Source organism: Dyadobacter diqingensis (genome assembly GCF_024220585.1).
Taxonomy (GTDB): domain Bacteria; phylum Bacteroidota; class Bacteroidia; order Cytophagales; family Spirosomataceae; genus Dyadobacter; species Dyadobacter diqingensis.
This window is the reverse complement of the sequence record NZ_JAMXKF010000007.1, coordinates 217,956-239,770: the sequence shown is the minus strand read 5'-3', so window position 1 is coordinate 239,770 and position 21,815 is coordinate 217,956. Positions and strand designations below refer to the sequence as shown.

12 protein-coding genes are annotated in these 21,815 nt (G+C 43.7%); 10 read left to right on the top strand and 2 right to left on the bottom strand.

The features are described 5' to 3' along the window. Window positions 1-54 precede the first annotated feature (54 nt). From M1L62_RS19480 to M1L62_RS19435, 10 genes are all read left to right on the top strand, one after another. Window positions 55-1,464: a GH1 family beta-glucosidase gene (locus tag M1L62_RS19480; protein WP_310589990.1), complete on the top strand. Its 1,410-nt coding sequence runs from the start codon at window positions 55-57 to the stop codon at window positions 1,462-1,464. A gap of 232 nt (window positions 1,465-1,696) precedes the next feature. Beyond that, entirely contained in the window at window positions 1,697-1,912 is a 216-nt protein-coding gene (locus M1L62_RS19475) for a Kazal-type serine protease inhibitor family protein (protein ID WP_254561290.1), read from the top strand. A 23-nt stretch (window positions 1,913-1,935) separates the two neighbouring features. Beyond that, window positions 1,936-2,298, top strand: a complete 363-nt coding sequence (locus tag M1L62_RS19470) for a hypothetical protein (protein WP_254561289.1) — start codon at window positions 1,936-1,938, stop codon at window positions 2,296-2,298. 212 nt (window positions 2,299-2,510) lie between these two features. Then, window positions 2,511-3,551 carry a DUF4097 family beta strand repeat-containing protein gene (locus M1L62_RS19465; protein WP_254561288.1) on the top strand — a complete coding sequence of 347 codons (1,041 nt, stop codon included), beginning with the start codon at window positions 2,511-2,513 and terminating at the stop codon, window positions 3,549-3,551. Window positions 3,552-3,763: 212 nt separating this feature from the next. Continuing rightward, the gene (locus tag M1L62_RS19460) at window positions 3,764-6,172 is read left to right on the top strand and encodes an ABC transporter permease (protein ID WP_254561287.1); all 2,409 of its coding nucleotides are present in this window, start codon (window positions 3,764-3,766) and stop codon (window positions 6,170-6,172) included. A 29-nt stretch (window positions 6,173-6,201) separates the two neighbouring features. Continuing rightward, window positions 6,202-8,634 carry an ABC transporter permease gene (locus M1L62_RS19455; RefSeq protein WP_254561286.1) on the top strand — a complete coding sequence of 811 codons (2,433 nt, stop codon included), beginning with the start codon at window positions 6,202-6,204 and terminating at the stop codon, window positions 8,632-8,634. A gap of 84 nt (window positions 8,635-8,718) precedes the next feature. Further along, a complete protein-coding gene (locus tag M1L62_RS19450; protein WP_254561285.1) occupies window positions 8,719-11,172 on the top strand; it encodes an ABC transporter permease in 2,454 nt (817 codons plus the stop codon). A gap of 26 nt (window positions 11,173-11,198) precedes the next feature. Beyond that, window positions 11,199-13,625: an ABC transporter permease gene (locus tag M1L62_RS19445; RefSeq protein WP_254561284.1), complete on the top strand. Its 2,427-nt coding sequence runs from the start codon at window positions 11,199-11,201 to the stop codon at window positions 13,623-13,625. Window positions 13,626-13,633: 8 nt separating this feature from the next. Further along, window positions 13,634-14,308 carry a 3-keto-alpha-glucoside-1,2-lyase-like domain-containing protein gene (locus tag M1L62_RS19440; RefSeq protein WP_254561283.1) on the top strand — a complete coding sequence of 225 codons (675 nt, stop codon included), beginning with the start codon at window positions 13,634-13,636 and terminating at the stop codon, window positions 14,306-14,308. Between the two features lie 84 nt (window positions 14,309-14,392). Then, complete coding sequence (locus M1L62_RS19435) at window positions 14,393-16,768, top strand: ABC transporter permease (RefSeq protein WP_254561282.1); 2,376 nt, start codon at window positions 14,393-14,395, stop codon at window positions 16,766-16,768. A gap of 491 nt (window positions 16,769-17,259) precedes the next feature. Here M1L62_RS19435 and M1L62_RS19430 read toward each other — a convergent pair whose 3' ends face one another. Then, complete coding sequence (locus tag M1L62_RS19430; protein WP_254561281.1) at window positions 17,260-18,537, bottom strand: RagB/SusD family nutrient uptake outer membrane protein; 1,278 nt, start codon at window positions 18,535-18,537, stop codon at window positions 17,260-17,262. A 26-nt stretch (window positions 18,538-18,563) separates the two neighbouring features. Further along, on the bottom strand, window positions 18,564-21,740 hold the full coding sequence (locus M1L62_RS19425; protein WP_254561280.1) for a SusC/RagA family TonB-linked outer membrane protein: 3,177 nt from the start codon (window positions 21,738-21,740) through the stop codon (window positions 18,564-18,566). Window positions 21,741-21,815: the final 75 nt, after the last annotated feature.

The window sequence follows — 21,815 nt, the reverse complement described above, 5'->3', positions numbered from 1 at the left end:
TCCGTTTAGTTTTGCGTTGCTAACTTCCTGTACTAAATGTAATTAGTGTAAGTTTTGAAAGATTTTAATTTTGGTCATACCGAGGCACTTCACGTTCCATCTCTAATGTCGGACGAGCCGGGTATCGAAAAGCTTTCCGCCGCGGATTTTGGGAAGGATTTCAGGTGGGGAACGGCAACAGCCGCATTTCAGGTAGAAGGTGCGCTTGCTGATGACGGTCGCGGTCCGTCTATTTGGGATACTTTTACAAAGCAGAAAGGCAAGATCAAGAACAACCATCATGCCGAAATTGCCTGTGATTTTTATAATCGTTACGAAGAGGATCTGGATCTGGTGGTGGCGCTGGGTTTTAAGGAATTCAGATTTTCGCTCTCTTGGTCGAGGATTTTGCCTGCGGGAACCGGGCAGGTCAATCAAAAAGGAATTGATTTCTATAACCGGATTATTGATAAGTGTCTTGCACTCGGTATTGAACCCTGGATCACCTTATATCACTGGGATCTACCCCAAGCGCTTGAAGACCGGGGAGGCTGGAAAAACCGGGATATTGTTGACTGGTTTTCCGAGTATGTGACACGCTGTGCTTTGGAATTCGGGGCAAAAGTGAAAAACTGGATCGTATTGAACGAACCGATGGCGGTCGCGGGGCTGGGTTACACGACAGGCCTTCATGCACCCGGGAAAAAAGGTTTGTTTAATTTTCTGCCTGTTGTGCATCATCTTGCCTTGTGTCAGGCTGAGGGTGGGCGTATTCTTCGTGCAAATGTTGATAAGGCTTATATCGGGACGGCACTTTCCTGCTCCCATGTACAGCCGTTTTCTACCAAACCAAGGGACATAAGGGCTGCCCAAAGAGCGGATGCCATTATGAACCGTCTTTTTATTGAGCCGACGCTGGGACTGGGATATCCGTCCGATGTGTTTCCTTTCCTGAAAGGGATCAATAAATTCATGAAACCTGGTGATGCAGAAAAACTTGTTTTCGATTTTGATTTTATCGGGTTACAGAATTATTTCCGCGTTATTGTCAGGCATTCGTATTTTGCGCCTGTGCTTTGGCTTGAAGAAGTTCCTGCTAAAAAAAGAAACGTTCCGTTGACCGCCATGGGCTGGGAAGTGGCGCCGGACGGGATTTATGAAATTCTCAAACAGTTTGGCAGTTATAAAGGAATAAAAGAAATTATCATTTCGGAAAACGGAGCCGCTTTTGAGGATATTTTTCAGAACGAAGAAATAAAGGATACAAGAAGGATTCAGTTTTTTGAAGATTATCTAACCCACGTGCTCAGGGCCAAGAAAGAAGGTGTCAAAGTCGGTGGATATCTCGCCTGGTCATTGCTTGATAATTTTGAATGGGCCGAAGGATATCACCCGCGTTTTGGACTGGTTTATGTCAACTACGAAACTCAGCAAAGAACGGTCAAAGATTCCGGAAAATGGTTTACGCGGTTTTTGAGGGGGTGAATGACCATTGACGATTGACCGCTGACCATTGTCCGCTGGCAAATTAAGGCCGGTTCACAGGCTTCCGGCTAATGGCGGCGGCCCATTGACGGCTGACAAATGAATAGCGATTACCGACTTCCGGTTAACAACAGCCGGTAGCCGACGGCCGACTGCCGCCCCATAATTTTTCCTGCTCCTTCCAACCTTTTTCGTGCCGAATGAATCTTTGTTAAAAATTTCATTCGGTCACATGAAAAAAATATTCGTATGTTTTTTCTTTCTGGCGCTTGAAAGCTGTCAGGATGATGATGCACCGGAATCTGACTGTATCGGGAAGGCGTCGCACAATCCTTGTTATGATCTATTCGACCCGGTTTGTGGTTGCGATGGGAAAACCTATGGTAACAGTTGTGAGGCGCAATCAGAAGGTGTAAAAAAGTATACAAAAGGAGCTTGCAATAAATAAATCTATACCTAGACCTAAATGCCATGAAAATCGGGATCATATTATTTGCTTTGCTGGCCTGGATCAGCTGCAACGACGAAACCATTGTTAAAAAAGATGTTGAAGTTTTCGAAAGTGAAGGGGAATGGGTGAATATGTTGGCGACAGACGGCTGCTCCTGGCATTTTGAAATCCCGTCTGAGGATAAAACAATGACTTATTATTTGCCGGATGATAGTTCGGTCAAAGAGATTGAAAAAGTGCTCGGGAAAAAAGAGGAAAGTTATTCATTTACCAAAGTGCGTATCCGTTATAGTCTGACGGGGAAAAAGAAGGATGTGCAGTGCGGATGGGGCGCGACCAACACCTACGACGAAATAGAGATTCACGAAATATCGAAAAAATAAAAGTAAGGGTTATAGATAGTTCACAAAAAAGTGTCCGTTATTGGGCACTTTTTTGTTTTTGTTGAATGTGTAAAATGCTGATTAATAGTTTGCTGGGTTTGATTGTTGCTTGAAAAAAGGTATTGTTTGCTCTGTTGCGAAAAAAAGATTTTGCCCTGACGCAACCTCCTTTTTGAAATTAACATCCTATACCAAACGAAACTTATTAGATCATGAAAAGAACACAATTACTACCGCTTGTATTTGCCTTGCTTGTCGCCATCACGTCCTGTGCGCAGAATTCTGATGAAAAACCATATGTTACCAAAAACTTTACCGGTTCTTCATTCTCGAACCTGGTCGTGGAAACTTCCGGTGGTTCCATCACAGTAGCCGGGGATCAGGCCAGTGGCGTTAAAGTAGAAATGTATGTTCGTCCCAATAACTGGAATGGCAAAGTCAATTTAAGCAAAGAAGAAATCGAAGACCGTCTTGAAGATTTTGATATTTTTATCGGTACCGAAGGAAATAAAGTAAAAGCGACAGCCAACCGGAAAAATAAAAACGGATGGGATAAAAACAGCGTTTCTATATCTTTCAAAGTTTATACGCCGCGTAGCATCGCTACCAATTTGAGAACCAGCGGTGGAAGTATCCGAATTTCTTCACTTAGCGGTGAACAAAATTTCAGAACCAGTGGCGGAAGCCTGAAAGTGTCGGATCTGGATGGAGTGATCCACGGCCAAACTTCCGGTGGAAGCATTGACGTTGAAAAGTGCAGACAGGATATTACGCTGCAAACGAGCGGAGGCAGTATCAAAGCAAATGAATTGAACGGGAAAATCAATTTACAGACATCCGGTGGCAGTATTACTTTAAATGCCCTTGACGGCGATGTAACGGCGCACACAAGTGGTGGCAGCATCAAAGGCGATGGTATCAAAGGTGCGTTGGATGCCGGTACTTCCGGAGGTTCTGTTCGTTTGGCAGGTGTTGCGGGAAGTGTGAAGGCGCATACAAGCGGTGGAAGCATGGAAGTTGAAATTTCCCAGCTTGGCAAATTTGTAGACTTGTCAACATCATCGGGAAGCGTTCGGGTTACAATGCCGATGGACAAGGGGATGGATTTGAACCTGAAAGGTAATAAGGTGACTGTCAATCTGAAAAATTTTGACGGGCAGGTAGAAAAGGACCATGTTCAGGGAAAACTGAATGGAGGTGGAATTCCGGTTAATTTGTCTGCAAATGGCGGATCGGTAAGCATCAACCAATAAAAATATAGATCGTAAGCTCTTACTCAAAGGGGCGTTCGTCCCTGAACAAAAGTGTCCGATAACGGACACTTTTGTTGGTTTAAAGTGGTGTAACTTATTGATTGATAGTTGTCTATTGTTTTGGCATAAAATTTACTTTAATTACCTCGAAGTAAAGCAACCTGCGTTTTTTTCAGATAAGAACCCGTTCCCTCATAAATAATCTGTTAGCCATGTTAAAAAATTACATCAAAATCGCCTGGCGGAATCTGAGACGCAACAGCCTGTATGCATTATTAAATGTAGCGGGTTTGTCGATTGGACTGGCTTGTGCGCTGATTGTGTTTTGGTTTATTCGTTTTCAAACGACCCACGACCATTTTCATTCCAAAATTGACCGGATATATCAGATTACCACAGAATTTCATTTTGATGGCATAGGTCATTCCCGTGGCGTCCCGACTCCAATGTGGAAAGCCATGAGAACAGAATTGCCGGAAAATATTTCAAGCATGTGCATCGAAAAGTATGATGCCTTTTTAGCAGCCCTGGATAACAGCGGAAAAGCAGTCAAAAAATTCAAAGAAGAGGGCCCGACGCTGGCTTTTGTCCATCCCGAATACTTTTCAATTTTCGATTCGCACTGGCAGGTTGGTACTGCTAAAACCTCATTGACGAAACCGAACGCGGTGGTGTTGAGTGAAAATATGGCGAGGAAATATTTCGGCAAAGAAAACGCGATCGGAAAAATAATCCGCCTTGAAAATGAGATCAATCTGGAAGTTACCGGGATTGTAGACAATATCCCGGACAACACCGATATGCCGTATGAGTTTTTTGTGTCGTATGAAACGCTCATAGCAAACCCTGATTACCGGTACGGCGGGAGCGGGCTGGATCACTGGGGCGGTGTAAATTCCAATACCTATTGTTTCACTTTGTTGCCCGAAAATGGTAATGTGAAGCACGTGGAAAAGCAGATGGCTGCCTTGAACAAGAAGTACCATGGCGATGATCATAAATCTTACGTGCACCCGGTGCTGCCTTACAAGGAAATGCACCATTCCGAAACGTATTATGGCATGATGCCAATGAAATGGATCTGGTTTATGAGTGCGATCGGAATATTTCTGATCGTTACGGCCTGTTTCAATTTTATCAATATGGCAACGGCTCAGGCGTTGAGACGCTCCAAAGAAATAGGTGTTCGCAAGGCAGTAGGTGGCACAAGAAGTCAGGTTTTTATTCAGTTTATGACGGAAACCGCATTGATTACACTTGCATCGCTGGTTATTGGATTACTCCTTGCGGCATTGATCATGCCGCAAATAAATCAGTGGCTCGATCAGCCGGGTGCATGGCCAAAGGCGATCAACTGGGCTGACAGTTTGTTATGGATATTTTTAGCCGCTCTTTTTTGTGTCGTTATTCTTCTGGCAGGATCTTATCCCGGCGGCATTCTGGCTGGCTTCAAAACGGTGCTGGCGTTAAAAGGAAGTGTTTCTACGAGGCAGATCGGCGGGATTTCATTACGCAGAGGACTGATTGTTTTTCAGTTTGTGCTGATTCAGCTGCTGGTTATCTGCACGCTGGTGGTCAATAATCAGGTCGATTTTATGTTGTCGCATTCTATCGGTTATGAAACCAAGGGCATCGCTGAAATTCAGATTCCAACTCCTGATAAGATTAATCAGGCAACGTTCCGCCAGAGACTGATGCAGATACCGGGTATTTCGGACGTTTCTTTTTGTCACTTTTTGCCAACGGCGACATCTAACAATACTTCCAATCTCAGGTTTGACACCCGTCAGAAAGATGAGGTTTGGCAGATCAACATCAAAACGGCGGATAACAATTATGTACAGACTTTCGGACTTGAATTTGTTGCCGGTAAAAATATTCCGCTGAGTGATACCACCCGCGGTTATCTGATCAATGAAAAAGTGGTGGAACGTCTCGGTTTCAAAAATCCGAATGATGCCATCGGCAAGAATTTAAAAATATGGGGCGTTACGGCTCCTGTTTATGGGGTGTTAAAAAACTGGAACAATAAATCACTGAAAGGCGGTATTGACCCGATTGCCGTTTTTACAAGAAATAAGACGAACTATCGCTGTGCAATAAAACTGAGCTCAACCAATTTGCATCAGACCATGAAGGGCGTCGAGAAATTATGGAACGAATATTTCCCGGATTATCTCTATGAACAATCATTTTTGGACGAAAATATCTCCAAAAGTTATGGGTTGGAAAATATCATGCTGAAACTGGTCAGAGGCTTTTCGATGATCGCCATTTTTATCGGATGCCTCGGGTTATACGGTCTGGTTAAATTTATGGCTTCCCAAAAGACGAAAGAGATAGGCGTTCGCAAAGTGCTGGGTGCGAGTATCGCCAGCATACTTAGTCTTTTCGGGAAAGAAATTATGCTTTTAATTGGTCTCGCCTTTCTCATCGCCGCTCCGCTGGGTTGGTATCTGATGCGCGGCTGGTTGCAGGATTACGAATACAAGATCCCGATCGGCGCCGAAATCATGTTACTGGCTATCGCCATTACGTTTATCGTCGCCATTGTCACGGCTGGTTATGAGTCTGTGAAAGCAGCGCTCGTCAACCCGGTAAAATCGCTTAAAACAGAGTAACTTTTACAGCTTTTAACTCCTGTTCCGTTATGTTCAGCAATTATTTGAAACTTGCCTGGCGGCATCTGGTAAAACAAAAAATGTACTCCTTTGTGAAAATTGGAGGTTTTGCCATTGGTATTGCGGCGTGCCTGCTGATTGCTTTGTTTATCAAGGATGAGCTGAGTTATGATCGGGATATTCCTTTCAAAGACCGGACGTTCAGGGTTGTTAATGAAGAGCTTTATCAGGGGGAAAAGGAATTTTATATCTGGCAGCAGGCCGCGGTAGCCAAAGTAATTAAGGAGGATTACCCGGAAGTTGAAAAAGCGGGCAGATTCTTAAACAGCGAATTATTCGGAGCAGGTCCTAACCAGGTCAGAAGGTCGGACAAAATGCAAAATGTTTATGAAGAACGTTTTGTCTATATGGACCAGGGGCTGATCGATATCTGGGGTTTGAAAATGCTTGAAGGGGATCAACTCCATGCTTTGGATGAGCCCAATAGCCTGGTGATCACAAAATCGAAAGCAGCTAAATTTTTCCCCGGTGAAAGCGCGATCGGGAAGATCATGATTATTAACAATGATCTTTCAAAGCCGAGAAAAATTACCGGTGTCATCGAAGATTTTCCAAAGAACTTTCACGTCGGTTTTGATTTTCTGATGACAATGGCCGGTGTGGTTTTTTACGAGGGAGAACAAACAAACTGGCTGGCAACCAATTATCACACGTATGTCCGGCTGAAAGAGGGAACAGATGTGCGGAAGTTTGAATCAAAACTGTCAGCGATTACCAAAAAATATTACATACCTCAGAAAATTGCCAGCGGCCAAAAGGTTAACGCGGGGCAAATTGAAGCTGAAAAAAAATATTTAATGCAGCCTGTTTCTGAAATCTATTTGCGAAATGGAATCATTCAGGATGGATTGAGTCATGGAGATATCCGGTTTATCTGGCTTTTTGGAGCTATTGCAGGATTTATACTTTTACTGGCCTGTATCAATTTTGTAAATCTGGCCACAGCGAAATCTGCAAACAGAGCCATAGAAGTCGGGTTGAGAAAAACCGTAGGGTCGGAGCGAAGTGGTTTGATCAGTCAGTTTCTTACCGAATCTCTGCTAATCAGTTTTGTTTCAATCTCGTTTGGTTTTGTTCTCGCTTATATTCTGCTGCCGTTTTTTAATACGCTTTCTTCGAAATCGCTGGTATTCCCATTTACCGAATGGTGGCCGGTTCCGGTGTTGATCCTAAGCTCGTTGATCATAGGCCTCCTGGCCGGACTTTATCCCGCATTTTATTTGTCCGGTTTTAAGCCGATCAATGTATTAAAAGGACAGCTGGTTAAGGGTTCCAAAGGAGCTGACCTGCGGAGCACGCTCGTGGTTTTTCAGTTTACGACCTCTATCATTTTGATCATCGGAACGTTTGTGATTTACCGCCAGGTCAATTTTATCCTGAATGCAAAAGTGGGTTATGAGCGCGATCAGGTGTTGCTTGTGCACGGGGCCAATACGCTGGGTGATCAGGTTACTGTTTTCAAAAAAGAAATTAAAAAGCTTCCGCAGGTGAAAAACGCGACCATAAGCGATTATCTGCCAATAAAAAATACCAAGCGAAATGGAAATCCATTTTGGCTGTATGGGAAAACGAAGGAAACGGCTTCCGTCAGCGGACAGTTCTGGATAACGGATTGTGATTATATTGAAACCCTTGGTATGAAACTGATTCAAGGCAGGAATTTTTCGCAAGACCGGAAAACCGATGAAAAGGCGGCTATTATCAATCAAAAACTTGCAAAGGAACTTGGGCTGAAAAATCCGATCGGGCAGCATATCACCAATCAGGCTGGCAATGACCTGGAAGTGATCGGCGTTGTTGAAGATTTTCATTTCGAATCGATGAAAGAAGATATTGGCGGTCTTTGCATGAGCCTGGGTTCCAGCCCTTCGATTGTTTCCATAAAAATAGGTGCTTCCGATACGAAACGGACGATTGCGTCGATAGCCGGCGTTTGGAACTCATTTGCTCCAAACCAGCCGATCCGCTACACTTTTATGGATGCGAATTTTTCCAGAATGTATGATGATATCAACCGCATGGGGATGATTTTTAGCAGCTTTGCTATTCTGGCCATTATTGTCGCCTCACTCGGTTTGTTTGCGCTTTCAGCATTTTTGGTAGAACAACGGAGAAAAGAAATTGGTATACGGAAGGTTTTGGGAGCCTCGGTGCAAAGTATTCTTGGGCTTTTGACCCGGAATTTCCTGGTCCTGGTGTTTATCTCAGCCGTGATTGCTTCGCCTATCGCCTGGTATATCATGCAAAAATGGTTGCAGGATTATGAATACAGAATTGATATTACCTGGGATATTTATGCCTTTGCAGGAATTTTGGCTGCTGCTATTGCTTTGCTGACAATCAGCTACCAGGCGATTAAAGCCGCTTTAATTGATCCTGCGAAAACTTTGAAGAGTCAGTAAATCCCGTCCGACGGCTTTTTTGCCGTCGGACGGGTATAAAAGAAATTATTCTCAAAATCTTATTAGCCTGAAAATCTAAACGACATGTTTAAAAATTATCTCAAAATCGCATGGCGGAACTTGCTATCCAGTAAGCTTTTCTCCTTCATTAATGTGTTCGGCCTGTCTGTTGGGATGACTTGCTGCATGCTGCTTTTGCTTTACATTTTGAGTGAAACATCCTTTGATAAACATCAGGAACATGCGAACGATCTGTATCTTTTACGGAGTGAAAACGTACAGTCCAACGGTGAGAAAATGGATAATCCCAGAGCCCCGGCCCCTTATGCACAAGCTGTAAAGGCCGAGTTTCCAGAGGTTGTTCAGGTGAGCCGATTGTGGATAAATTTTTTGGAAGACAAAACGCTGCTGAAAGTCGCACAGCCAGGGAAGCAGGAAAAGGCATTTTACGAAACAAAAGGGGTGCACGTAGATTCTACTTTTTTTGATGTATTCACGTATCAGTTTGTGGAAGGTGATGCAAAAACTTCAATGAACGATCCTCATTCGGTGGTTTTGTCGGAAGAGGTTGCTCAAAAGTTGTTCGGGAATGAATCAGCCTTAAACCAGACCATCCGGATCGGAGGCAGATCCGGTAACAATGAAGATTTTAAGGTGACCGGCGTATTCAAAAGTGAAAGTGCTCGGTCTCATATCGACGCGCGTTATTTTGTTTCAATACATGCAGGCTGGGTCGGAGATTATTTGCGCCAGCCAAATCTGAATTTTACGAACAATAACATGTTCTACACATATCTGCGCCTGAAACCGGGAACAAGCGCTGAAAAGTTTGGTGCCAAATTGCCTTCATTTATTGAAAAGTATGCCAGGAAGGATTTGAGAATTGCCGGTTTTGATAAAAAACTGCATCTGCTGCCTGTTCAGGACATACATCTTTTCAGCGTGATTGACAAGATTGTAACACCCACGACAAGTACCACCTACCTTTATGTACTTGCATCCATTGCGTTGTTCACGCTGCTGATCGCCTGTATTAATTTTATGAATCTGGCCACGGCCCGTTCAGCCAAACGCGCTGCGGAGGTCGGCATTCGTAAGGTAATGGGCGCTGGTAAAAGTGGTCTGGTTGGTCAGTTCCTTGGTGAATCCATGGTTCTTACCTTTCTGGCACTGGTTCTGGCGATTGCCTCGGTTATTATATTTTTACCACTCTTCAATCAGTTATCGGACAAGACTTTAAGTATTTCTGAGTTGTTCAGGCCTGAAATAGCGCTGGCGTTTATCATACTGGCACTGCTGACGGGCCTGCTGGCTGGAAGTTATCCGGCGTTTTATCTGTCGGTCTTTAATCCGCTTGATGTCATTAAGGGAAAATTTACAAACTCCGTTTCGGCCACGACTTTACGCAGAGGACTGGTTGTTTTTCAGTTTGTGATTTCCATCGGCCTCGTTGTCGCAACGATGGTTATTCAGGAGCAAATTAAGTTCATGCGCGACCAGCCGCTTGGTTTTACCAAAGATCAGCAGATTGTGATCCCTTTCCGCAGCCAGGAATCCAGAAGAGCTTACACGGCGTTGAGAAACGAGATACTTCAGAATAACCAGATTACCGCTGCCGCAGGTACTTCATATTATCCCGGCATTCTCAATCCGAGTGATATGTCCGTTTTTCTTCCCGGCCAGAGCGTAAATGACGACGGATTGGTCAAAACCAATGGCGTATCGGCAGATTTTATGAAAACGATGGATTTTAAAATGGCGGCGGGACGCATGTTTTCAGCAGAATTCCCCGCGGATACGAATTACAAAATCGTGGTTAACGAAGCAACGCTGCGCAAATTTGCGATTCCTCTTGACAAAGCGGTCGGTCAGAAACTCAATTTCAATATGGGAGAAAACGGTATCGGATCGCTGGAAATCGTCGGGGTGGCCAAAGATTTCCATTTCGAAAGCCTGCATAAAGTCATCGAACCTTATGCTTTTTTTCTTAATAATGATAACTTCAATTACATCATTGCCCACGTAGATACAAAGGATGTGAGCAAGGTTTTACCATTCATCGAGGCTAAATGGAAAACACTGGTGCCTGACGAACCATTTTCCTATACCTTCCTGAACGAGGATTTTCAAACCAGTTATTCTGCTGATGCGCGGACTGCCCGCATCGTCAATGCATTTACCGTTATTTCAATTCTTATTTCCTGTCTGGGTTTGTTCGGTCTGGCTGCCTTTGCGGCGCAGCAACGCATTAAGGAAATTGGGGTGAGAAAAGTTTTGGGTGCCTCGGTTGCCAGTATCGTCACGCTGCTTTCGGGCGATTTTATGAAACTGGTGCTGGTTTCATTAATTATTGCCACACCGCTGACCTGGTATGTGATGTCAAAATGGTTGCAGGATTTTGCTTACAGCATTTCTATTGAATGGTGGATGTTTGTGCTGGCCGGCGTGCTGGCAGTGGTTATTGCTTTAATAACGGTTAGTTCTCAGGCTATCAAAGCGGCATTGAGCAATCCCGTAAAATCGTTGAAATCGGAGTGAGATGTTAATACTAACCTATACTAATCATGATCAGGAACTATTTGAAAATCGCTTTCCGGAACTTGTTCCGAAATAAAGTTTACAGCTTTATCAATATCGCCGGGCTTGCCATGGGCATCGCCGCTTTTCTTTTGATTCTGGAATATGTAAGTTTTGAAAAAAGCATCAACCAGTTTCATAAGGATTTGCCGCAAATGTTCCGGCTTATCAACCTGGATCCGAAAGGAAATACCTGGGCGCAGGTTGAACCAGGCTGGGCGACCCGGGCGACGCAGAATTTCAGCGAAATCAAAAGTTATTGCCGTTTTGCAGAATCGATTGGAAACGGGATCGTGAAAAAGGGAGGGGTTGGTAGTGAGATATTTCGGGAAAATAATGTGGCTTATGCCGAGGGGAATTTCTTCGATTTTTTCAGTTTTAATTTAAAAAAAGGAAATAAGCCTGCGTTAAATCAGCCCGGAGTGGTTTTTATAACCGAGAAAACGGCTGAAAAATATTTTGGGAAAGACGACCCTATTGGTAAAACGCTGACACTTTCCAACCAGTTTGGTACAACGTCTTATGCCGTTGAAGGTGTTTTTGAATCGCGGGAAAACTCCGATATCAATTTTGATATGGTATTTTCCTTAAAAACGCTGGAAAATCCTGCCAATCTGAACGGTAATAACTGGGCGAGTGCAGAGAATCTTGAAACACAATACATCACCACATTTTTCCTTTTGAATAAGGGCGTTGATCCTAAGCTTCTTGAAAATAAATTGTCGAAATTCCGTGATACTCAGAAACAGGACAAAGACGGTGTGAAGTTCAGGTTGCAGGCATTTGCCAATATGCACTTGTCGGATCAGTTTAATGATCCTTATCAGACAACGGGAAATGTGAAATATGTGTATACCCTGGCTGCCATTGCGTTTTTGATCCTGCTTATTGCCTGGTTCAATTATGTGAATTTATCGACTGCGAATTCGCTCAAACGTGCCAGTGAAGTGGGAGTGAGAAAGGTAATCGGGGCTACGCCGGGTAACCTGATCTTACAATTTTTAGGGGAATCAGGTTTGGTGAATTTGTTAAGTTTTTCGCTGGCTATTCTCCTGGTTTATATTCTTCAGCCACTTTTTAACAATCTCATTGGTAAAGAACTTTCTCTGGAAACCCTTGGCTCGTCGTCGATTTGGGCGATTGGGCTGGGTATTTTTATTTTAGGTTCCGTGATTTCAGGTATTTATACGGCTTACGCGTTATCCAATTTCAATCCCGTAAAAATTCTTAAGGGTAAGCTGGCAAAAACTTCACAGGGCGCTTTTCTGAGAAAATCACTTGTGGTTTCCCAATTCAGCATTTCAATCGCATTAATGCTTGTGACAATCGTCATTTTTAGCCAGCTGCGGTTTATGCAAAACGAAAATCTTGGTGTAAAAACCAGTCAGCTCCTGGTGGTACGCGGGCCGGAAGTAGGCAAGGACAGCACGTATAAAGTTCGTAAAGCAGCTTTTTGGAATGATATCAGCAGCCAAAGTTATATTAAGGATTATTGCCTTTCGGGAAGTGTTCCGGGGAATTGGTATAATTTCTCTACGTCCGGTTTTACCCAGCCCAAATCGAAACCTGGTGATGATTTGAAATCTTATTCTTTTGCCATTATCGGCGACCGGTATCTGAATGTCTATGACCTGAAACTGAAAGCCGGCCGGAATTTTACTCCCAAAGAAACCAATGTTGAATGGAATGATAACAGCAAGGTTTTATTGAATGAAACAGCTGTAAGTCAGCTTGGATTCGAGTCGGCTGATGAGGCGGTCAGGACAAAGATCAAATGGGACGAAAGATATCTGGAAGTTATTGGTGTGGTGAAAGATTACCATCATACCGGACTCCAAAGGGCGATTGATCCTATCATTTTTTACCCGCAAAACAGCAGCCAGTACATCACCATAAACCTTACTGCGGATAACATGCAGGAGAAAATCGCCAAACTGGAAGGGATTTATAAAAACTATTTTACCGATAATCCGTTTGAATATTTCTTTGTAGATGAAAATTTCAACAAGCAATATGTGTCAGAAAAACAGTACGGCCAGATCTTTACCACGGCTTCAATCTGGGCGATTGTTATAGCCTGCCTGGGCCTTTTCGGACTGGCGACTTTCACGGTCGAAAACAGAAATAAGGAAATTGGTATCAGAAAAGTGCTGGGCGCTTCGGTGGTCAGTATCATTGGGTTGTTATCGAAGGACTTTCTTTTGCTGGTTTGTATCGCGATCCTGATTGCGAGCCCGATTACATATTACTTTATGCAAATCTGGCTCAGCGATTTTGCTTACCGGATTGATATTTCCTGGTGGATTTTCGCGGTTGCCGGTGGCATTGCAATCATGATAGCGTTATGCACAATTATGTTTCAGGGCGTCAAAGCGGCGCTTGTAAATCCCGTTAAATCTCTAAAATCAGAGTAAAACCGATTATGGAAAAATCCTTGTTTGCGAAAAAAATATTGGTTCTGGCTGTTTTTATGCATGCCGGCCTGGTTTCCTATGCTCAGAAAACGATCGAGCCGGATTTATCAGAACTTTTTAAATCGGAGAAAATAAAAACGTATAACCGGACTGCCAGTCTGGTGGCTACCGCTGACGGAAAGGCTGTCATTCACCTGAATGAAAAGGATGACTCGGGCATTGCCTGGCTTTCGGATCTTCAATTTTCAGAAGGTACCATTGAATTTGATGTGAAGGGAAGAAACGTGCCGCAGAGAAGTTTTGTCGGCATTGCTTTTCATGGTGTCAGCAACGGCACTTATGACGCGGTCTATTTTCGCCCGTTCAATTTCAGATCTTCGGAAATTGAAAGAAAAAATCATTCGGTTCAGTACATTTCCTTACCCGAAAATGATTGGCCCAAGCTGCGCAAGGATCATCACGACGAATATGAAAAACCTATAAATCCGGCTCCTGAACCGGAGGGATGGATTCATGCAAAAATTACAGTTCAGGGTCAGGAAGTGAAGGTTTTTGTAAATAATAATGAGGAGCCAAGTCTGGTTGTGAAGCAGCTAAGCAAACAACAAAAAGGGCAGCTCGGTTTTTGGGTAGGAGCCGGATCGGATGGAGATTTCAAAAACCTGAGGATCAGTACGAACTGATTTCGTGAGAAAAATATTGTGTAAGCCAGTAATGGTTGTGTAGTTAGCTAATTAATTATTTTTTAAAGCCGGGAAGAGCCGATTATGATCAGAAACTATTTTGTGACAGCGTTCAGATACTTGTGGAAACAAAAAGGATTTTCAATCATCAATCTCATTGGCCTGTCGATCGGCTTATGTGTCTGTTATTTTGCCTTGTCGTTTGTTGCATTTGAGCTCAGTTATGACAGTTATCACGAAAAATCGGACCGTATTTATCGCCTCGTTACGGATGTAGAAACGCCTAACGGCAAGGATTATCTGAGCACTACGGCAACTATGGCGCCGGCCATTCAGGAGGCGTTCCCGGAGGTGCAGTCGGCAGCGAGGATTTTCCTGGATTATCTGATCATTCAGAAGGATCAGGAGCACTATGGCGAGGAAAAAATTGCCTATGCCGATTCGTCGATATTCTCAGTATTCACCTTTCCGTTGCTCAGCGGAAACCCCCATACCGTTTTGAAAGCTCCTTATTCAATCGTTCTTTCGGAGACGGCTGCGCAGCGCTATTTTGGCAATAAAAACCCTCTGGGGAAAACCCTGCGGATCAATGGAAAAGAACCGGCGCAGGTTACCGGGGTGATGAAGGATATACCTCAAAACTCGCATTTCAGGGTGGATATGCTGGTTTCCATGTCAACGCTGGGAGAAGAGTGGATGCATAATTCCAAGCGGTTTTTCTTTTATACCTATCTGCTCTTACCGGAGGGATATGACCCTGCAAAATTAACGGCTAAGTTACCTGATTTTGTTAAAACCCATATAGATCAGAAAGCGGGGAAATACTCTCTGGCGCTCGAACCGTTGAAAAGTGTATATCTCGACGGGAAACCGCGCGGCTCCAAATCGGGAAGTTCGGTCGCCGGAAACCGGAGCCATGTTTATATCTTTTCGTTTGTTGCGGCCTTTGTTCTTTTTATTGCCTGTTTCAATTTTGTCAATCTGACCACGGCGCTTTCCATTCAGCGGGCAAAGGAAATAGGGGTGAGGAAGGTTTTGGGCACAACCAGAAAGTTGCTGGTTTTCCAGTTTTTGGTTGAAGCCGTATTGATTACGCTGGCTTCTTTTGTTGTGGCTGTACTTTTGTGCAGTACACTGGTGCCGTTTTTTAATGACCTGGCGGGCAAGACAATCAGCTCGGGGATTTTTCAAAATGTCCATTACTTATTCGCCTTACTTGCTGCGGCGGTTTTAATTGGGGTATTTTCCGGGATTTATCCTGCCTTTTTTCTTTCCCGGTTTCAGCCAGTGAGCACGCTTAAAGGCGGGTTTGTTTCTGCGACACAGGGAATTGCTTTTAGAAAAGTGCTTGTGGTAGCCCAGTTTTCAATTTCGATCATTCTGATCGTCGCGACGATTGTGGTGTACCAGCAGTTGCATTTTATGCAAAATCAGGAACTGGGATTTAAAAAGGAGCATAACCTGGTTATCGATTTCCAGTATGACGGGCAGGTTGTCGACCATTACGAATCGTTGAAAGATAAGCTGACCGGTCTTCCCGGCGTTACGGCAGCCAGTATTTCTTCAAGTATTCCCGGTCGGTCGAATCATTTGTTTCCTACCAAAATTGAAAACATTGGTAACGAAATGCAGGAATTTCAGTCCGATACGTATTTTGTTGATTACGATTTTCTGAAACAATTTCAAATCTCTGTTACAGCCGGAAGGGCTTTTTCGAAAGAATTTGCAACTGACTTGCGGGAAGCGATTTTGATTAACGAAACGGCGGTCAAAAGTCTTGGTTTCTCCGACCCGTCTCAGGTTATCGGAAAGCGTTTTTCTCAACTCAGTGCAAACGGCCTGGTGATTGGTGTGGTGAAAGACTTCCATTTTCGCTCTTTTCAGGAAGCCGTGCAACCATTGACGCTGCGTGTAGCACCTAGTTTTTTCACTTTCCTTACGTTGAACGTGTCGTCTCAAAATATGCCTGAAAGTATTAAGATGATCGAAAGCAAATGGAAAGAATTTGTACCCGATCTGCCGTTGGTTTATTTTTTTGCCGACGAGGCCTATAACAATCAGTATCGCGACGAGCAGCGTTTTGGCAAACTTTTTATCTGTTTTGCCACCTTGGCTATCCTGATTTCCTGTCTGGGATTATTAGGGTTATCCGCTTTCAGTATCACACAACGCACCCGGGAGGTGGGAGTGCGCAAAGTGATGGGGGCTTCCGTGGGGGGTATTGTAAAATTGCTTTCCGTTGATTTTATAAAACTGGTTTTCGTTTCCACACTCATCGCCATTCCTGTGGCGTGGTTTGGGATGGATCGGTGGTTAAGAGATTTTGCTTACCGGATTGATATGCCATGGTGGGCCTTTATCGCAGCTGGTTTTATAGCCGTTGTTATTGCCGTAGCAACGGTGAGTTTTCAGGCGATAAAGGCAGCACTGATGAATCCGGTTAAGTCATTAGTTTCTTAGAGGGGCCGTCGGTTATCAGCTATCGGCTGTCAGTTTTCGGAATTTACGCCGCGATAAGGCTAGGTTATGCAAATTTGACTGCCAAAAGCCGATAGCCGATGTTTTTTTTCTCCGGCCCGAAATCGAACACTAAATGTTCAGTATCGCACAATTTTTAATAATTATTTATTTTAAAAATCTGTAAATCAATTAGTTGAATTCTGGCACTGGTTTTTTAGATTCAGAAGTCCATTAGATTTCATTTATGAATCATACTGGATAGGTTGCTAGGTAATTCAATAGTGGTCCGGATAATTATCGGGACCACTATTACAAACCACAAACGGTAACCTGTTATCTATTAGCCATGAAAATAAAATACCTTAATAACAACGGTTAAAAAGAAATTTGTAAACCGTCTTAAATCAAACCAGCGTAGGCTGAAAGTAAAAAAGGCAGAAGTGGAAGTGAAATTCCTGCTTCTGCCTTTTTGTTTGATTCAAACAAAGAAATTAGTTCGCCGGGTCAGCAGGGGTGCTGGTGTTATTCTGGCGCTCGTTGGTAGGGTATGGATACCAGTCCCGGTTACGTTCCGCTGCCGGACGAGAGAAACGACGGCTATCGTCCAGTTTCAATCCCGACATAAAGAGTTCGATACAACGGTTGCGATAGATTTCTGTCAATACACTTGTTGCATCGGTTGCGCCGGAATAAGCAGGTAAGCCTGCTCCTATGCCCCAGACGTCCGTAGTTTTTGTCCGTACCTTATCAAGTTCAGCGATCGCGGTGTCAAGCGTACCTTTTCTTGCCAAAATTTCTGCTTTGATCAGCGTAATTTCCCCTGGCAGATAAACCGGTATCTGCGCGGTATTGGAGGTGAAAAAACCTGTTCCGAGATTTTTGGCTGGTACGGCAGTTTGGGTGTAGAAATTTACGCGTTTATCTCCCGTTTCCGGTTTTAAAGCGTCGGGTAACCCCAATGCTGTGCTGATGGGTTCTGTCACGTTACGGTTCCCGAAAGAGCTGAAGAAAACCGGGTTCTGGCTTACATCATCAAAGTTAAATGCTGATTTTTTCGTTAAATCCACTTTGTTAGCGGCCGCCAGCGCTTTGTCGTAGTCGCCAAGCATCAGGCTGTAACGCGCAATCAACGCCTGGATCGTATTCGGCATATCGACACTGTTCACGACACGTGTAGTGAAATCGGTAGATGGCGCCGTAGCGGCAACGGCTGCCGCTGCGGTTTCCAGTGTTTTCACAGCTTCTTTCAAAACTTCCTCACGTGTATTGAAGGCGATATTCGTCGCCGTGCCGATCGGAGCCTGCTGCCAGAACTGGCCAAGCGCGCCTAACGAAAGCGCCTTGAAAATGGAGGCATATGCAATCAACCCACTTTTAACGGCAGGGTCAGTAGCTATGTCAACATTTTTAAGAATGATGTCAGCGGTCGATTTGCTAAGATGGCTTTGTGCCCATAGGTTTGTAATAATGGCATTGTTTCCCTGTACATTCCCGGATCCTTTTCCCAACAGATCAAGGTCTGTATTTCCGGCATTTAGAACCAACAGCTCTTTTGTCGTGAGACCGCTTGCTGAAATCATAGAATAAACCACGCCGGCACCACCCACAGAATAGCGATATTGCAATCCGTTGGCCATCGCAGTTAGTCCGTTTACATCGGTGACAACCTGCCCTTCTGTGGCTGAACTTGGATTTAGATATTCATTATTACATGAAGTAAAAAATAAAAATCCAGCTAAGAGAGACGTATATATGAATATTTTTTTCATGTCAATTAAATTAATAGAGTGGTCGATTAGAAACTGGCCGATATTTTTACCTGATAAGTACGGGGAATAGGGACGTTACCAAAATCCACGCCACGCAGCAAATCGCTGTTACCACCTGCATTTGTTTCAGGGTCGAAGCCATCATAATTATCCCACGAGAAGAGGTTACGTCCTGAAAGTGCGATATTGATGTTTCTCACATTTTTAATCACGTTAGGCAGCTGGTAAGATAAGCTGATTTCACGAAGTTTCACAAATGAGGCATCATCAATCCGCCATTCTTCCGTGTTGTAAATGGAGTAAACATAACCACGCTGCAATTCACCTTTCAATTCTCTTTCCGAATAATCACCGATACCAACACCCTGACGGGTACGACGATCGGCATTAAACACATCCATGCCCTGAACGGCGTCAAGCAGGAAATGGAAACCGAAACGTTTGTAGGTAAGATTACTCACGAAAGAACCGGTCCATTTTGGATTAGGATTGCCAATGATTTTTCTAACTGTTGTTGCCGTAGGTGCAAATTGCCCGTCAGTACCTTTTGGTGCTTCTGTGTATTCCAGAGGATTTGTCGTCGATTGTATCCCTTTTTGAGACTGAGGGAGTTTCTGAGTTGTTTCAAAGAGGCTTCCATCTTCGTTACGTGCTAAGAATGTCCCGTAGAATACACTTGCGGGCTGTCCTTCTATAAGATAAGAAGGGGCACCTGATACAGTAGTCTGTTGAATTAAAGGGCTTCCTAGTTTAGTAATCTTATTACGGTTATGGCTGTAAATGAAATTCACATCCCACGAGAAGTCTTTTGTCTGTATGGGGACGAAACCAAGGCTAACTTCATAACCTTTGTTTTGCATTTCTCCGACATTATCAACTTTGGTAGTTCCACCCTCTGTAACCGCAACAACACGATTTACCACCAAATCGGTAATCTCTTGTTTGTAGGCTGTAATGCCTAATGTTAATTTATTATTTAAAAAAGTTAGGTCTATACCACCCTCATTTTCTGTCATAAATTCGGGTTTAACCCGTTGATTAGCTAATTGGCTATTTGGTACAATTGTATTTTGACCCAAGTATGGTACTGAGTTAAATTGCCAGAAACGATCGTAACTTCCTATACCAGTCATATTGCCTGATTTCCCCCAAGAGTATCTTAATTTAGCTGTATTAACTATTTTTCCTAACTGTCCTTTCCCCCAGAAGTTTAAATCAGAAGGAATGAAACTAGCGCTAAATTTCGGGTAGGTTTGGTAAGACTGCGTCGCTGAAAATTTAGAAGAATGGTCGCTACGTACTGCCGCGGTAATAAATGCAAGATTTTTGTAACCAAATGTAGCTTGTCCGAAAACCCCAAATAAGTTAAACTGATCGGGGGAGAATCTGCCGGTAATAGTTGTACTTGCAGCGCCGCTTACAGTTTCAATAAAAGGAGCCAAATTTTGCCCGTTAACAACGGTTGTTTCAGTTTTACTATTTTGATAACTTGTTCCCGCTATGACATTTAATTTAAAATCGGGAGTTAAATCACGTTCGTAAGAGATATTGATATCACTATTATACTGAAATGTAGAACTGCTTACATTTGCAGCGAAGCCTTTTGGATAGCGCTCAGCCGGTAACCCAGAGGAAGTTGCATAAGGATATGGAGGAATGAGGTTTTTACCAAATTGAGAAAAAGCGTCGATACCAAAAATCCAGTCAATGTTTAAACCTTTCAAAGGAGTCAAATTTAGTTGGACATCATTCACCGTTCTGTTGACAGCTTGGGAGAATTTTATTTTTTCTATCACGGTCAAAGGATTTATACGCGTTGGCTCTACTCCTAATAGATTCCCGGCGGGATCACGTTTGGTGATATCGTAAATGTTGTTGGTGATGTTAATCGAGTTGATCGGGCTGTAAAAAACGTTTCCGTTTGGCTTTTCATTGGAAAAACTGTTGATGTAAGTGATTCCCGCAGAAAGTTTTGCCCAGCTCGCCAGTCTTTGTTCCAGACGAACACGAAGGCCATAACGTTGAAAATCGGTTCCTTCAACAATTCCCTGGTTTTTCATGTAGGAAAGAGAGGCGTAGTATTGTGTCTTTTCATTTCCGCCACTGATAGACAAAGCATTGTCGGTACCATAACCGGTCCTGAAAATTTCATCCTGATAATCGTAACGGTTTACATCAACCAGATTGGTAGCTAAGTTGGCGGTAGCACCGTCGCGTGTAACGGGTGTAGTTGTTACATTAGGGTTCGCTGCAATTTGAGCAGTCGTCAGGCCCGTAATGGTACCAAGACGTAATGAAGCAAAACCAAACTGTTTACCATACGTGCTGATTTTTAATTTTTTACGAAGTTCATTGACGTTAACGCTTGTAGTAAAATTGATCTGCGGAGCTCCGCTTTTACCGCGTTTGGTCGTGATCAAAACTACTCCGTTGGATGCCCTTGATCCGTACTGCGCCGCTGCTGCCGCACCGTTAATGATGTTCATCGACTCAATATCGGCAGGGTTGATGTCGGACATACGGTTGCTTCCCACCACAGCCGAACCAACCTGATCAGACAAGGCATATTGAGAAACGTTTATTGAGGCATTACTGAGGATAACCCCGTCAATAACATACAAAGGATCGGAATTGCCTTGCAGGGATTTGATACCACGAAGACGAATCGTCATACCACCGGACGGATCTCCTGAGTTCTGCGTGATCTGTGCTCCGGGCACTTTTCCCTGAAGCGCAGAAAATAAATTCGCTGATCCTGAGTTGGCCAGTTCTTTCGAGCTGATCGAGTTAATGGCGTTGCCAAGCTGCCGGCGCGTAGTCTTAATCGTTGAACCGGTCACAACCACTTCGTCGAGCTGGGCAATAGATTCTTTAATGCTGATGTTCACCACGATGGCAGTCTGGTTGCCAAGCGTTATATCCTGACTGGCAGACGCATAGCCGATGGAAGAAAAATCCAGCGTGTAGTTGCCCGGTTTCAATTCAGAATTAAGCGAGTAAGAACCCTCCATATCGGTTACAGTCCCAACCATGGTTCCTTTAACCAGTACAGAAACGCCTGGTACACCTTGCCCGCTTCCGTCGGACACTTTTCCCTTGATGGAATAGGATTGTGCCATAGCTTCAACTGTCAGAAGCATTACCACTAACAGTGCGGCAACAGGCCGCAGGAAGTGTATTGATAAATAAACTTTTTTTCTCATAAATGATTTTTTAGAGGATGACTTTAAAAGCTCACAAAAACGCAATGACTTCGACAAATATCCGCATATGGATTT